The 13942-nt window shown below is 62.1% G+C and carries 9 protein-coding genes; all 9 read right to left on the bottom strand.

Annotated elements, in window-relative coordinates:
* Positions 1-23: 23 nt before the first annotated feature.
* The 9 genes from KHO49_RS08730 to hrpA all read right to left on the bottom strand — a co-directional run bounded on the left by KHO49_RS08730 (position 24) and on the right by hrpA (position 13916).
* Entirely contained in the window at positions 24-1247 is a 1224-nt protein-coding gene (locus tag KHO49_RS08730) for an 8-amino-7-oxononanoate synthase family protein (RefSeq protein WP_102878786.1), read from the bottom strand.
* Between the two features lie 34 nt (positions 1248-1281).
* On the bottom strand, positions 1282-3438 hold the full coding sequence (locus KHO49_RS08725) for a carbamoyltransferase C-terminal domain-containing protein (protein WP_102878785.1): 2157 nt from the start codon (positions 3436-3438) through the stop codon (positions 1282-1284).
* A gap of 41 nt (positions 3439-3479) precedes the next feature.
* On the bottom strand, positions 3480-4337 hold the full coding sequence (locus tag KHO49_RS08720) for an acetaldehyde dehydrogenase (acetylating) (protein WP_102878784.1): 858 nt from the start codon (positions 4335-4337) through the stop codon (positions 3480-3482).
* Between the two features lie 36 nt (positions 4338-4373).
* Complete coding sequence (gene dmpG, locus KHO49_RS08715) at positions 4374-5375, bottom strand: 4-hydroxy-2-oxovalerate aldolase (protein ID WP_213664903.1); 1002 nt, start codon at positions 5373-5375, stop codon at positions 4374-4376.
* Between the two features lie 662 nt (positions 5376-6037).
* Entirely contained in the window at positions 6038-7372 is a 1335-nt protein-coding gene (locus tag KHO49_RS08710; RefSeq protein WP_110595114.1) for an OprO/OprP family phosphate-selective porin, read from the bottom strand.
* Positions 7373-7667: 295 nt separating this feature from the next.
* Positions 7668-7901 (bottom strand): anti-sigma factor family protein, encoded by a 234-nt coding sequence (locus tag KHO49_RS08705; protein ID WP_102861663.1) that lies wholly within the window; start codon positions 7899-7901, stop codon positions 7668-7670.
* Positions 7895-8509: an RNA polymerase sigma factor gene (locus KHO49_RS08700; RefSeq protein ID WP_102861662.1), complete on the bottom strand. Its 615-nt coding sequence runs from the start codon at positions 8507-8509 to the stop codon at positions 7895-7897. The genes KHO49_RS08705 and KHO49_RS08700 overlap by 7 nt, the downstream gene beginning before the upstream one ends.
* Positions 8510-8589: 80 nt before the next feature.
* Positions 8590-9711 carry a beta-ketoacyl-ACP synthase III gene (locus tag KHO49_RS08695; protein WP_102861661.1) on the bottom strand — a complete coding sequence of 374 codons (1122 nt, stop codon included), beginning with the start codon at positions 9709-9711 and terminating at the stop codon, positions 8590-8592.
* A gap of 293 nt (positions 9712-10004) precedes the next feature.
* Positions 10005-13916, bottom strand: coding sequence for an ATP-dependent RNA helicase HrpA (gene hrpA / locus KHO49_RS08690; RefSeq protein WP_110595113.1), 3912 nt, complete (start codon positions 13914-13916; stop codon positions 10005-10007).
* Between the last annotated feature and the right edge of the window lie 26 nt (positions 13917-13942).

Here is a 13942-nt window from a genome sequence, read left to right as displayed (position 1 = left end):
GACACTCGCAGCAATGGATGGGTTCAGGACTCGATGCAGCCACGCAGCAGTTCGCACATGGACAGCACCTGCTCCTCGCTGATGGTGGAGCGCAACATGACCCGCAGCCCGGCGTTGTCCTTGGCCACGATGGGGAAGAACACCGGCGACACATAGAAGCCGTTTTCGAACAGCAGCCGGCCGCTGCGGATCACCTTGTCGTTGGGCAACTGCACCAGGCGGATCGGAAAGGCATTGCCGGCCTGCTCGGTGCGGATGAACTCGTCGAACAGCTGGATGTTGCGCGACAGGGCGTTCTGCCGCAGCGCCAGCTCCGGGCCGCGATGCAGCTCGGCAGACGCCAGGGAGGCGCCGATGGCCGCGGTGTTCATCGGCTGCGACCAGGCCATCGGCCCGCCGAAACGGGTCAGGATGTCCTCCACCTGCTTGCCCTTGGGGCCGAACATGATGGCTGCGCCACTGGTGCCGAACGCCTTGTTCAGGGTGGCGACGATGATGGTGTTTTCATTGACCTGATCGATGTGCGAGCGCACATAGCCCTCGCCGTGGCGACCGACGATGGACAGCGAGTGTGAATCGTCCAGGTAGAGGAACAGGCCGTACTTTTCCTGCAGGGTCAGCAAGTCCCCGAGGGCCGCGTGGCCGCCCATGCTGTAGGTGCCGTCGGCGACATAGGCGACCTTGCGATACTTGCGGCACAGGTCTTCCAGGGCATTCATGTCGTTGTGGCCGATGGTGAACACCTCGGTCTCATCGCCGCACACCGGCTTGTACAGGCTCATGGAAAAGTGCGCGAACTTGTCGAAGGCCATCACCGGGCGCACGCCCTGGGTCAGGTGCCCGGACGCCAGCAGCGGGAGGATGCCTGCCGTGGCCGCGCCGGCGGAAATGGCGGTGATGACCTTGGCCTCGAACAGCTGCGAGAGCGACGCCTCCAGCTCCAGCAGCGCCGGAATCTGGATGCGAATCCGGGAAATGCAGTGATCCAGCACGCCATAGCGATGCAAGGCGTCGATGGCGCCCTGGACAATGCTCGGATGGGAATCCAGGTCCAGGTAGGAGCAGCAACTGACGTTGATGAAACGATGGCCATCGGCGGTTTCCAGGCTGCCGTCCCCCACCAGGTTGGCGACGATGCCCGCCAGGCCGTTGCGTTCGGATTCGTCCCAGAACTGGTTGCCGTAATCGAAGGCCTTGAGGTTGTTGCGGTATTTGTTGGTGGCCTGAGGCTGAGTGTTGTCGGTCATGATGCTCTCCGGAATTCGAGTGAGTAGGTGCCTGTCAGGTAGGCATGACGTCGAGGGCCTGGGCTTCGAACACCGCCAGCCGCCGCTTGAAGTCGCTGTCGGTTTTCCACACCGCGAAGATGTCGCCACTGGCGCCGACCATGATCAGCGCGTCCATGCCCTTGGCCCGCTTGAGGGTCTGCAGGGCATGGGCCGGGGTCTGGGCGATCGGGCTGCCGACGTTCAGCGAAGTGTTCACCGAGGCCTCGACCCCGCACTGTTTCCCCATCTGCTTGAGGTAGGCGTGGATCAGCGGGTTGAGGGACTGACGCACGATCTGCAGGCGACTGGTGCCGTCCACATGGACCACCGCCGGAACCCGGCTGCGGGCCTCGGGGCGCGCCCGGGCGGTGAGCACCATGTAGTTGTAGGCCGAGTAGTCGTCGGTCTTGGCCCCTTCATCGAGCTCGAACAGCCGATGGGCTTCTTCCAGGGTGACCATGGGCGCCAGCGGCCGGATCTTCTCCCGGAACTTCACTTTCGAGTTGAGCAGTTCCAAGGTGTTGGGATTGCGCGGGTTGGCCAGGATGCTGCGATTGCCCAAGGCCCGCGGACCGGTTTCCGCCGGGCCCTGGAACACCCCGATCACGGCGTTGTTGCACACCAGGCTGGCCATGAAACGCGCCACCTCGGTCAGGGAATCGGCCTGGTTCAGGGAGCCGATCTTGCGGGCTTCGACCCCCTGTTCCTCGATCACTGCGCGCTGGATCTGCGCCGTGGACGGTGCCAGGCCACACAGGTACGGGCTGGCGAAATCGTTGCGCGCGTCGGCGCCATTGCGCATGGCGAACTGTATCGCCGCGCCCAGGGCCACACCGCAGTCGCTGGGGATCGGCGGCACCCAGATCTTCAGGCACTGGTCCTGGCCCAGGTAGCGCTGGAAGTAGTCGCGATTGAAGTGCTGGACCAGATGCATGTTGGCAATGCAATTGAGCGCCGTGCCGCCGGTGAGCACCAGCTTGTGGGCACAGGTCTTGCGGATCAGGTGATCGACGATATGGAACAGCGCGTCCTCGAACACCAGTTGCAGGGCCTGGGCCTTGTCGACCCGATCCTGGGTGATGTCCGAATGCTCGATGTCGTCGACGCTGAGCACGCTGTCCGGGTTCCACATGTCCCCCGGAGCGATGGGCGCGCCGAGGATGTCGATCAGCGGCTGGCCATAGGGCTCGGTGTGGCTCTTGATGTGCCAGTTGACCATGGTCCGGTTGACGTGGATGTTGCCTTCCTCGGCGAAATACAGGATCTGCCGCAGGCGCTTGTAATAGGGGTTGGTCAGGCGGCTGGCATTGCCCCAGGCCGCAGCGCCCATGTAGCGCCCTTCGGAGCTGAGGAAACTCCAGCCGCCCTGGGTCGAGCTGATGTAGCCGTACAGGTAGCCCAGGGAGTCGATGGTGCTCTGGTTTTGCCGGTGACAGATGACTTGGCCGTCGCGGACTTCGTACAGCGAGATGGCACCGTTGTCGCCAGTGCCGTCGAGCACGGTGAGGATCACCGGCTCAGGCTCCCGGGCGAACGGCGACAGGGCATAGGCCAGGTAGGCATGGTTGTTGTGGTGATGCATGCCGATCAGCGGCTGGGTGGTTTCCAGGCCCAGGCTCTGGGAGATCCGCTTGGGCGCCCCCAGGCCCTTGACCAGGTGGCTGAGGTTGAAGTTCGGGTCGTGCCGCGGGTTGAGCAGGGTCAGGCTGCTGGGGGCATGTTCGAAGATGATCTTCAGGTCAAAGCCCAGGGCGCGGATGTAGTCCCAACTGCCAAGAATGCAGAAGATGTCCTGCGCGCTAATGTTGCGGCTGGCCATGATCAGGCGGATCTCTGCCAGGCTGTGCTGGGGAAACTTGTTGGAGTGTTTTTCTGCGCTGAAGCGCTCCTCCTCGTTGTTGGCAATGATGTGGATGCCATCCTTGGCGCTGACCTTGATCAGGGCCACGCCGGTGTTGTGCCCGAAGGGACCGACCCCCAGCAGGTACAGGCTCTCGCCCTGGGCCAGACGCCGGGCGAACTCCGCTCCGCGCTCCTGGGCGAAAGCGCTTTCACCGCTGTAGAAATGCTGCCGCCGGCCCAACTTCTCGTAGACATAGTCGGTCACGCGCTTGACCCACTCGGGCAGGCGCTTGAGCTTCGGCCCGTAGGTTCCATATACCGTGGTCATGTCGACACTCTCCTGAGATAAACCTCGAACCCGTCCTGGGTTCAGTTCCGGCAACGATCTTCGGCGGCCCGGACTGCCGCACTGGTGATGATGTCCAGATTGCCCGCATAGGCCGGCAAGTAGTCCCCTGCCCCCCTGGCCCGGACCATGGTCACCACTTTGCCGTCGATCAGGCTGGGTTCCATGATCAGCGAGTAGCCGGGCATGTACTGGCGCACCTGATCGAGCATCACGCGGACACTGTGCCGCAGCTCGGCCATGTCCGGTTTGTCTATCAGGGCGAAGACCGTGGTCTGCATGTCCACCGGCGGATCGGCCGGATTGATGTTGAGGATCGACTTGACGCTCGGGGCGCCGGAGAAATGCTTGAGGGCCTTCTCCGTGGTGCACAGGTACTCGTTCACATTCAGCCGGGTTGCGGCGCCGGCACTGCGGGCGGAAATCGACGACACCGCCTCCACGTAGTTCAGGTGCTGCCCGGTGCGCCGCAGCGCGTGCACGATCGGCAGGGAGGCCTGGCCACCGCAGGTGACCATGTTGAGGTTCTCTACATCCCGCAACGTGCTCGAATTGATCGTGGGCACACACCAGACGCCGGTATCGGCCGGAGTCAGGTTGATCAGCAACTTGCCCTGCCCCTCCAACACCTGGGCATGTTGCACATGGGCCTGGGCACTGCTGGCATCGAACACCACATCAACTTCATCCAGATGTTCAACTAACTTATCAATACCGCGATGATCACAACGCACACCCAGTTTTGCGGCATAGTCCAGCCCCGCCGACTGTTGATTGCGCCCAATAAAATAATCACAGCGCAAATAAGAACTGCGCATGACCTTCAACAGAAGATCACAGCCAATATTACCGCTGCCTAATATCGCGACTCTAAGTACCATAAAGCGCTCTCCTTGCTTATGGGAAGTCAGTTGAATTCACAGCGCCTTGGCCAGATTCATCGCAACTTCAATAATCAGGTCTTCCTGACCTGCCACTACTTTTCTTTTGCCCAGCACGCGATATATATCCAGCGCCGCGACACCATGTTGTTGTGCGGCCTTCAACACCGGTTTTTCAAACCCCGAGAACACCCCGTACAAACCGCTGACAATGTTCATGGCACTGATATGGGGCTGCGCACTCTTGATCCGGTCCGTGCTCTGCTCCGAGGCGACGATCACGGCAAAGGCCCGAGCCTCGTCCACCAGACCGAGCTTCATCAGCGCCGCGCACAACACTTCCAGGGGGGTATTACCGGCGCCGGCGCCGAGGCCATTGATGGTGCCGTCGAGCAACCGGGCACCGGCCCTGACCGCGCTCAGGCTATTGGCCACCGCCAGCCCCAGGTTGTTATGCCCGTGAAAACCTATGGGCACCGGCAACTCCTGGGCCAGCAGCGAGACCTTTTCAAAGGCGTCCTGCTCCATGTAGGCCCCGGCGGAATCCATCAGCACAATGGCGTCGGCGCCGTAGCTGACCTGCAGTCGGGCCTGCTCCAGCAGGGTCCGGGCACTGGCCATGTGGGTCATCATCAGCACGCCCTGGGCCTCGGCGCCCCGTGACTTGACGAAGTCGATGTAGCGCGCGGTGATATCGGCCTCGGTGCAATGGCAGGCGATGCGCAGCACATCCACGCCCTGCTCGATGGCCATGTGCAGATGATCGATCCTGGCGAACCCGGGAATCGCATGAATCCCCAGGCGGGTCTGCTGCAAAGCTTCCCGGGCGGTGCTCAGCATCGCTTCATCACTGTGGGGAGCCAGCCCCAGTTGCAGGGACGAAGCCCCCAGGCCATTGCCATGACCGACCTCCACGCAATAGAGCCCACAGGCATCCACGGCGCGGCAATAGGCACTGATGTCCTCCAGGCCAAGGCGGTGCCCGAGCGCATGATTACCGTCCCGAAGTGTCGGGTCGTAAAGTTCAACTTTCGTCATGTCAGCAATCCCTTGCGACCCCCGGTACAGGGGTACTTAATTACTCTGCCCCACCCCTCACTTCCTTGAAGGGCTTATCGGGCCGGGGCATGACCAAACCAACCAGCGCCGGCCACCAGCGTATTAACAATCCGGTTAAAGCTCTAACTTCCCTGACAACAATCAGCCTGACCAGCTCTACAAAACTCCGTGTAGAACACTATCTTTCAGACAACTTTCCCAATGCTTGATCTGAAATCTTTTTTGATACTTCCATAGCCATTCCGAGACTGTCAACCGCACTAATTTCATTCTAAAAAACCGTAATATTTTTTAAGAAAGAAAATCACTCCAGAAAAAAAACCATATCGACGCCCTCGCCTCATCCACCATTGCCCCGTATCGACTGGCCCATGAGCACTTTCGCCAACGGCTGTAGCGAGAGCGATTGATGGCGGATTTCAACAGCGAAAATAAACTCGACGGGAACTATCCAGAGGCTATTTATTTTTTAAATTTGACGCCTGCCAAGGGGCTAACTAGCGTCCTTCGATCGCTATAACCTTCACTCCAGAAACAGCGTATTGCCGTATTCGGGCAAAAAAAAACCCCGCCGCAGCGGGGTCAAAACGAGAGGAGCTATAACGGATGAGAAAGAGCTCTACCTGGATGTTGCAACAGCCTTAGAACACGTACTGCACGCGAGCCACCAGGGCGTCGCCGCTGTCATCGCCAACGCTGTTGCTGATCTTGTCGGTGCTGACCTTGATGTAGTTGGCGGACACCTTGATCGCCTCGTTGGCGTACCAGTTGACCCCGATGGTGTTCATGTTGGCCTTGGCATCGCCGACTTCACGGGTAGCGGTGGCGGCGACGATGTTCTTGTCATCAACCTTGATGTTGTCGTAGCGGTAGAACACTTCCCAGGCACCGTACTGCTTGTTTTCCGGCTTGATGGTGTCGAACTTGGCGCCATCGAGCTTGTAGACCCGGGATTCGCCGGTCAGGGTGTAGGCCAGTTGGCCGTAGAAACCGTTAGCCTTGACGTCCTTGTAAGCGTTGCTGTCGGCTTTGAGCTTGCGAGTCAGGTATTCCGCCTGGGCCGAGAACGGGCCACTGGCGAAGGCGAACTCGCCGCCGAACACTCGGTCATTGTCATAAGCGCCTGCTGTCGTCAGGTTCGAGGCGTTCAGGCCGACGCCACCGCCGAAGGTAGCGCGGTTGCCGTTGGCGCCGGCATCGTTGCCGCCGTTGGTGGCGATGCCACGCACGCCCAGGCGAGGACGAATCCGCGAGTCGAAGGCGGTATCGCCCAGATCGCGGCTGGCGAAGTCCAGGCCGAAGTGCAGGACGTTGCCGGTTTCATGCAGCGGTGCAAACACGGCACGGGCGTTGAGCTGCTTGACGCTGTCGCCATCGCTGTCGTTGATGTCCTTGGCCGAGACGCTGCCGGACAGGTAAGCCATGTCGGCCACCACCGAGCTGACCTGCAGCCCCATGCCGTTCTCGTGGGAGTTGATCCAGTCGGCCAGCTCGTAGGCGGCATTACGCTCCATGGAGGTGACCCACTTGGAGCTGGTGGCCTTCTCCAGACCGAAGTCGGCGTCGAAACGACCGGCGCGAATGGTCACCGGCTTGAAGCCCACATAAGAGATGGACGCCTCGTCGAAGTAACCGTCATCGGCGGTGCCCGAGTTGTGGGAGAAGTCGTAACTGATCTGGTATTTCCAATCCTTGTAGGCGGTGCCGCCCAATTCCAGATAGGCGCGGCGGAAGTAGGCGCCGTCGCCGGTATCACCATTCTTGGTGTAGAACCCGTCGAAACGGCCATAGTCGGCTTGCAGACGACCGCCCAGCTTGAAGCTGAATGCGGAGTCGGTGGTAGCAACCTCAAGGCCGCCCTTGGTTTTGACTACGATATCGGCGCCGTCGGTGGTGACGGTGCCAGCGAAAGCCTGGGCGGTTACTGCCAGGGCCAGGGCGCTGGCGGCAAAACCGGCGAAGTGCTTACGGATCATCGAAGAGTTCCCCTAATTGGTGGTCTGTAGCGTTGGAAAACACGCGGGGTTGGCCCGCTGGTGTTGGGTGGGAATCTTGGCGATGGGTTATTTCAGCCGGGTTGCTGATAGATAAAGATTTAATTACAGGGGAACTTTTTTACTTCGAAATGCAATAAGGCAAAAAGCCCGTGCTAGAGCGCTTTCGCCAGGGTTTGCGGGGGAATGGGGGGACATTACAGGGCTGTCACCTTCGATCGGATGACCGATTGATGACAGATGCGGATGCACGGCGGCATCCGCATGGGGGCAAAGGTCAGAGGTCGCGCTTGTGCTCGGCAGCCAGGCGTTCGGCCAGTTCGTCCAGGCCTTCCAGAGGCGGCTCGGGGAGCACCCGCAAGGTGGCCTGGAGCAGGCGCATCTGACGAATGAAACGCCGGCAATTGGGGCAGAACAGCAGATGATGGCGAACCATCAGGCGCTCGCGAAAACTCAGCTGGCCGTCCAGGTAGTCGCTGGAACGTGCCACTTGTTCCTTACAGGTCAGCATTGGCCGGTTTCCTCAAAATGCTCCACGGTGGCGAAGACTTTCAAACGCGCCCGGTGCAACAGCACCCGTACATTGGAGAGCGTGAGCCCCAAAAGATTACAGATTTCTTCCAGCTCCAACCCCTGACGTTCGCGCAACAGCAGGACGCTGCTTTGCAGTTCCGAGAGGCTGAGCAGGGTGTGCTCCAGGCAGTCTCGCAGCTCGGACTCGGTCAGCAGGGCCTCCGGGGTGTCTTCGTGCCAGGCGAAGGGCGCCACCAGCCAGTGGCCATCGCTGGAAGAGAAACGCTCATCGCCCACGGTGCCGTGGGGGGCGGGCAAGTCATCCAGCAGGACTTCCCGGCGATTCTGTTTGTAACGGCCCTTGGCCGCGTTGGACGTGATGGTCAGCAGCCAGGTCTTGAGGCTGGAACGCCCCTGAAACCCTGACAGATTGCGCACCACCGACAACCAGGCGTCCTGTACCACTTCATCGGCATGGCGGTTGCCGACAATGGCGTAAGCCACCGCGCGCATAGCGCTCTGGTAGGTACTGACCAGTTCCTTGTATGCCTTTTGCTCACCCGCCAAAAGGCGCTCTAGCAGTTGCGTGTCATCAGCAGCAGCCATTCGTGCCTCGTTCAATCATGCAGGTTTGAGAGGGTGTGACGCGCCAACCCGGCCCTGCGCCACACCCGCATCAGCCTAGATCAACGCTTGCGCAGCAGTACGCTGCCGATGGAGTAGCCGGCGCCGAAGGAACTGAGCACGGCCAGGGAGCCGCTGGCCAGGTCGTCCTGGTACTTGTGGAAGGCAATCACCGAGCCGGCCGAACTGGTGTTGGCGTAAGTGTCGAGAATCACCGGGGCCTCTTCCACCGTGGCTTCACGGCCCAGGAGTTTCTTGACGATCAGGTGGTTCATGCTCAGGTTGGCCTGGTGCAGCCAGAAGCGCTTCACGTCGCCGACATTGAGCTGGTTTTCTTCCAGGTGGGCCGCGATCAGTTCGGCCACCATCGGGCATACGTCACGGAACACCTTGCGGCCTTCCTGGACGAACAGCTTGTCCCGGGCACCTATGCCCTCTTCCGCCGCGCGGTTGAGGAAACCGAAGTTGTTGCGGATGTTGTTGGAGAACTGGGTCAGCAACTTGGTGCTGACGATCTCGAACTGCTGGGCCGAGGTGGCGAGGTCGGCACGCTCGATGATCACCGCGGTGGCGGCGTCGCCGAAGATGAAGTGGCTGTCACGGTCACGGAAGTTCAGGTGTCCGGTGCAGACTTCCGGGTTGACCATCAGGATGGCCCGGGCCTGGCCCAGTTGCACGCTGTTGCAGGCAGCCTGGATGCCGAAGGTCGCCGAAGAACAGGCCACGTTCATGTCAAAGCCGAAGCCCTGGATGCCCAGGGCGGCCTGGACTTCGATGGCGATGGCCGGATAGGCACGCTGCAGGTTGGAACAGGCAACGATCACCCCGTCGATGTCGGCGGCGGTCTTGCCGGCCCGTTGCAGGGCCTGTTCGGCGGCGGCGACCGCCATCTGGCAAAGCACCGACCATTCGTCGTTGGAACGTTCCGGCAGGCGCGGGGCCATGCGTTGCGGGTCGAGGATGCCGTCCTTGTCCATGACGAAGCGACTTTTGATCCCCGAGGCCTTTTCAATGAAAGCGGCGTTGGATTCGGTCAGGGCCTGCACCTCGCCCCGCTCGATGGCCGCGGCGTTGTCGCTGTTGAACTGGTGGACGTAGGCATTGAAAGATTCCACCAGCTCTTCGTTGGAAATGCTGTTGGCCGGGGTAAACAGGCCGGTGCCGCTGATGACGACGTTATGCACGGTCGTTCCTCTAGTGTGATGAGGCAGAAGGTCTTGGCACCGCCGTGCCAAACCATAAACGGACTGCCCCGCTGGTGGGAGCCTTCCTGGCATCGCTTTATTCCGATCCGCCCGTTTGCCTGGGGTACAGAACAACAGGGCCGGTATTTATGACGGCGGAGTTTGCCATAAACACCGGCATTTCGCCGCAATTGCAGTATGCCCGGTGGGCGCCGGCTTGCCGGCGAAGGGGCCTTGGAGCCTTGAGTTGCCCACGCAGACACCTTCGCTGGGGAGCCGGCGCCTGCATGGGCTCAGGCTTCGACCTGGCTCCACTGCTTGTTCAGGCGTTTGTCGGAAATCGGCACCTTGGTCCCCAGTTGCTGGGCAAACAAGGACACCCGGTATTCCTCCAGCCACCAGCGATACAGCTCCAGTTGCGGGTCGCGCTTGCCTTCCTGGGCATGCTTCTGCGCCCGGGTCTGGTACTGGCTCCACAGGCCCGCCAGCTCAGTGCTCCAGACCCGATCCTTCTGCAGCTGGCTGCCGAGTTTCTCGAAACGCAGTTCCACCGCCTTGAGGTAGCGCGGCAGTTCCTTGAGCCACAGGGCCGGGGTTTCCCGGACAAAACCCGGGTACACCAGATTCGCCAACTGCGACTTGATGTCGTTGAGGGCCACCGCCTGGGCCAGGTCGATCTTGCCCTTGAAGCGTTTTTGCAGGCCGTGCCAGAGCTTGAGAATCTCCAGGGTCAGGCGCGCCAGACGCTCGGCGTGCTCGGTCCAGGCGCCGCGCTTGCGCTCGGCCAGGGACGCCAGGCCCGCGCCATCGCGAGGCAGCGAGGCTTCGCCGTCGAGGATGCAGCTGTCGAGGCTGGCCAGGAGGATGTCCTCCACCAGGGCATCGACCCGGCCCAGTTCACGGTACAGCAGGCCCAGCTCAGTCAGCCCCGGCAGCTTGCCACGCAGGAACTTGGCCGGTTCGGCCAATTGCTGCAACAGCAGGCGCTGCAGGGCCCGGCGATGCTGGAATTCGGCCTCGGCGGCGGTGGAGAAACGCCCTTCCTTGACCGTCCCCGCCTCTTCCACCAGGGCCGGGTACACCGTCATCGACAGTCCGGCGATCTTCTGCTGGGTCTTTTCCGCGACCGCGGCAAACACACGGGCCTCCACCGGCTGCTGGCTCTTGGCGGTTTGCGGCACGGCCAGGGCGGCCTGGCTGGCTTCGGCAAAACGCGCCGTCAGTTCGGCCAGGTCCCGGCCTTCGCCAAGGAACTTGCCCTGGGCGTCGACGATTTCCAGGTTCATCCGCAGGTGGCTTTCCACCTGCTGCGCGGCTTCGTTCCAGGCCTCGTCGCTGACCCGTGCACCGGTCATGCGCAACAGCTCGCGGCCCAGGGCCTGGGGCAACGAGCCTTCGGCGAAGACCATGCGCTGCAAGGCCGCCTTGACGAAGTCCGGCACTGGCACGAAGTTTTTGCGCAGGGCCTTGGGCAGGTTGCGCACCAGGGCGATGCACTTGGCCTCGATCAGTCCCGGCACCAGCCATTCCAGGCGTTCGGCGGGCAGCGCCGGCAGCAGGGGCGCCGGCACCCGCAGGGTCACGCCGTCCCGGGGGTGGTTGGGCTCGAAGTGATAACTCAGGGCCAGTTCCAGATCGCCAATATGCAGGGTGTCCGGGTACTGCTTGGCGGTGACTTCACTGGCCTCGCGGGCCAGCACGTCTTCTTCGCGCATGATCAACAGCTGCGGGTTCTTCTGGCTGTGGACCCGGTACCAACTGTCGAAGGTCGCGGTCTGGTGGATCTCCGCCGGCAGGCGCTCGTCGTAGAAGGCGAACAGGGTTTCCTCGTCCGCCAGGATGTCCCGGCGCCGGGCCTTGGCTTCCAGGGCGTCGAGCTGTTCCAGCAACTGGGTGTTGGCAGTCAGACACTTGGCCTTGGACTGGATCTCACCGCGCACCAGGGCTTCGCGGATAAACAACTCGCGGGACACCACCGGGTCCACTGGCCCGTAATGCACCGGCCGACGGCCGACCACGATCAGCCCGAACAGGGTGATCTGCTCGTAAGCCACCACCTGGCCACGCTTCTTCTCCCAATGGGGTTCGAAGTGGTTCTTCTTCACCAGGTGGCCGGCCAGGGGCTCGATCCAGTCGGGCTCGATCTTGGCCACCATGCGCGCGTAGAGCTTGGTGGTTTCCACCAGCTCGGCGGTCATCAGCCATTGCGGGCGCTTCTTGCCCAGGCCCGAGGACGGGTGAATCCAGAAACGTCGCTGACGAGCCCCCAGATAATCGCCGTCTTCGGTCTTCTGGCCGATCTGGCTCAGCAGGCCCACCAGCACTGCCTTGTGCAGTTTCGGGTAGTCCGCCGGTTCCTTGTTCAGGCTCAGTTGCAGGTCGCGGCAGATCAGGCTCAGCTGCCGGTGCGAATCGCGCCATTCCCGCAGGCGCAGGTAATTCAGGAAGTTCTTGCGGCACCAGTTGCGCAGCGGGCTGGCGGTCAGGGCCTGGCGCTGCTCTTCAAAGCCGCGCCACAGATTGACCAGCCCGGCGAAGTCCGAATCCACGTCCTTCCACTGTGCGTGAGCCTGGTCGGCGGCTTGCTGACGCTCCGGCGGACGTTCGCGAGGGTCCTGGATCGACATGGCACTGGCAACGATCAGCACTTCCTGCAGGCTGCCGAGCTTGGCCGCTTCGAGCAGCATGCGGCCCATGCGCGGGTCCACCGGCAGCCGCGCCAGTTGCCGGCCCAGGGGCGTCAACTGACTGTTGCGGTCCACTGCCGAGAGTTCTTGCAGCAGGTTGAAACCGTCGCTGATGGCCTTGCCATCCGGCGGCTCGATAAACGGGAAGGCGGTGATTTCCCCCAGGCGCAGATGGAGCATCTGCAGGATCACCGCCGCCAGGTTGGTACGCAGGATCTCCGGATCGGTGAACTCCGGCCGGCCGAGGAAATCTTCCTCGCTGTACAGGCGCACGCAGATCCCCGGCTCGACCCGGCCACAACGGCCTTTACGCTGGTTGGCGCTGGCCTGGGACACCGCCTCGATGGGCAGGCGCTGGACCTTGGCCCGGTAGCTGTAGCGGCTGATGCGAGCAGTGCCGCTGTCGATCACGTAGCGAATGCCCGGCACGGTCAGCGAGGTTTCCGCAACGTTGGTCGCCAGCACCACCCGCCGGCCCGGGTGGGACTGGAAGATCCGCTGCTGTTCCGCCGGCGACAGGCGCGCGTACAGCGGCAGGATCTCGGTGTGCTTGAGCTGAGCCTTGCGCAGCATGTCCGCGGCGTCGCGAATTTCCCGCTCCCCCGGCAGGAACACCAGCACGTCTCCGGGGCTGCGGCGTTCGCTGCGCTCGTAGGCGGCGATTTCATCCAGGGTGGCGAGGATCGCCTGGTCCACCGTCAGGTCGTCCTCGACCCGGTTGCCCTCCTCGTCCTGCTCCAGGGTCAGGGGGCGATACCAGGTTTCCACCGGAAAGGTGCGGCCAGAGACTTCGACGATCGGCGCGTTATCGAAGTGCTTGGAGAAGCGCTCCAGGTCGATGGTGGCCGAGGTGATGATGACCTTCAGGTCCGGACGCCGAGGCAACAGGGTCTTGAGGTAACCGAGGAGGAAGTCGATGTTCAGACTGCGCTCGTGGGCCTCGTCGACGATGATCGTGTCGTAGCGCTCCAGGTAACGGTCGTTCTGGGTTTCCGCCAGCAGGATGCCGTCGGTCATCAACTTGATCAGGGTGCTGGAGTCGCTCTGATCCTCGAAACGCACCTGGTAACCCACCAGCGCCCCTAGGGGCGTAGCCAGTTCTTCGGCCACTCGGCTGGCGACGCTGCGGGCAGCGATCCGCCGGGGCTGGGTATGGCCGATCAGACCGTGCTGGCCGCGACCGATCTCCAGGCAGATCTTCGGCAACTGGGTGGTTTTGCCCGAGCCGGTCTCACCGGCAATGATCAGCACCTGATGCTTGAGCAGCGCCTCCTTGATCTCGTCGCGCTTGGCGGCAATCGGCAGACTGTCGTCATAGCGGATCAGCGGCACGCTGTCGCGCCGCGCCGTCACCAGGTTGCACGACGCCTGCATCCGCTCCAGCCACTGGGCGAGCTTGGCCTCGTCGGGCTTCTTGCGCAGTTCGAGCAACTGCCGGCGCAACCGGTGGCGGTCGGCGAGCATGGCTTGATCGAGGTTTTTCAACAGTTGGTCGATTGCAGGCGATTCGGAAGTCATCAGGTACGCAAAATGTCGTCTATGTA

The organism is Pseudomonas sp. RC4D1, assembly GCF_018390395.1.
Taxonomy (GTDB): domain Bacteria; phylum Pseudomonadota; class Gammaproteobacteria; order Pseudomonadales; family Pseudomonadaceae; genus Aquipseudomonas; species Aquipseudomonas danubii.
The sequence above is the reverse complement of the archived record's forward strand: the minus strand, read 5'-3'. Positions and strand labels throughout refer to the sequence as shown.

Bases quoted from the DNA above. Each gene is read 5' to 3' on its own strand.
- KHO49_RS08730 (WP_102878786.1), bottom strand. From the start codon at position 1,247: ATGACCGACAACACTCAGCCTCAGGCCACCAACAAATACCGCAACAAC.
- KHO49_RS08725 (WP_102878785.1), bottom strand. From the start codon at position 3,438: ATGACCACGGTATATGGAACCTACGGGCCGAAGCTCAAGCGCCTGCCC.
- KHO49_RS08720 (WP_102878784.1), bottom strand. From the start codon at position 4,337: ATGGTACTTAGAGTCGCGATATTAGGCAGCGGTAATATTGGCTGTGAT.
- dmpG (WP_213664903.1), bottom strand. From the start codon at position 5,375: ATGACGAAAGTTGAACTTTACGACCCGACACTTCGGGACGGTAATCAT.
- KHO49_RS08710 (WP_110595114.1), bottom strand. From the start codon at position 7,372: ATGATCCGTAAGCACTTCGCCGGTTTTGCCGCCAGCGCCCTGGCCCTG.
- KHO49_RS08705 (WP_102861663.1), bottom strand. From the start codon at position 7,901: ATGCTGACCTGTAAGGAACAAGTGGCACGTTCCAGCGACTACCTGGAC.
- KHO49_RS08700 (WP_102861662.1), bottom strand. From the start codon at position 8,509: ATGGCTGCTGCTGATGACACGCAACTGCTAGAGCGCCTTTTGGCGGGT.
- hrpA (WP_110595113.1), bottom strand. From the start codon at position 13,916: ATGACTTCCGAATCGCCTGCAATCGACCAACTGTTGAAAAACCTCGAT.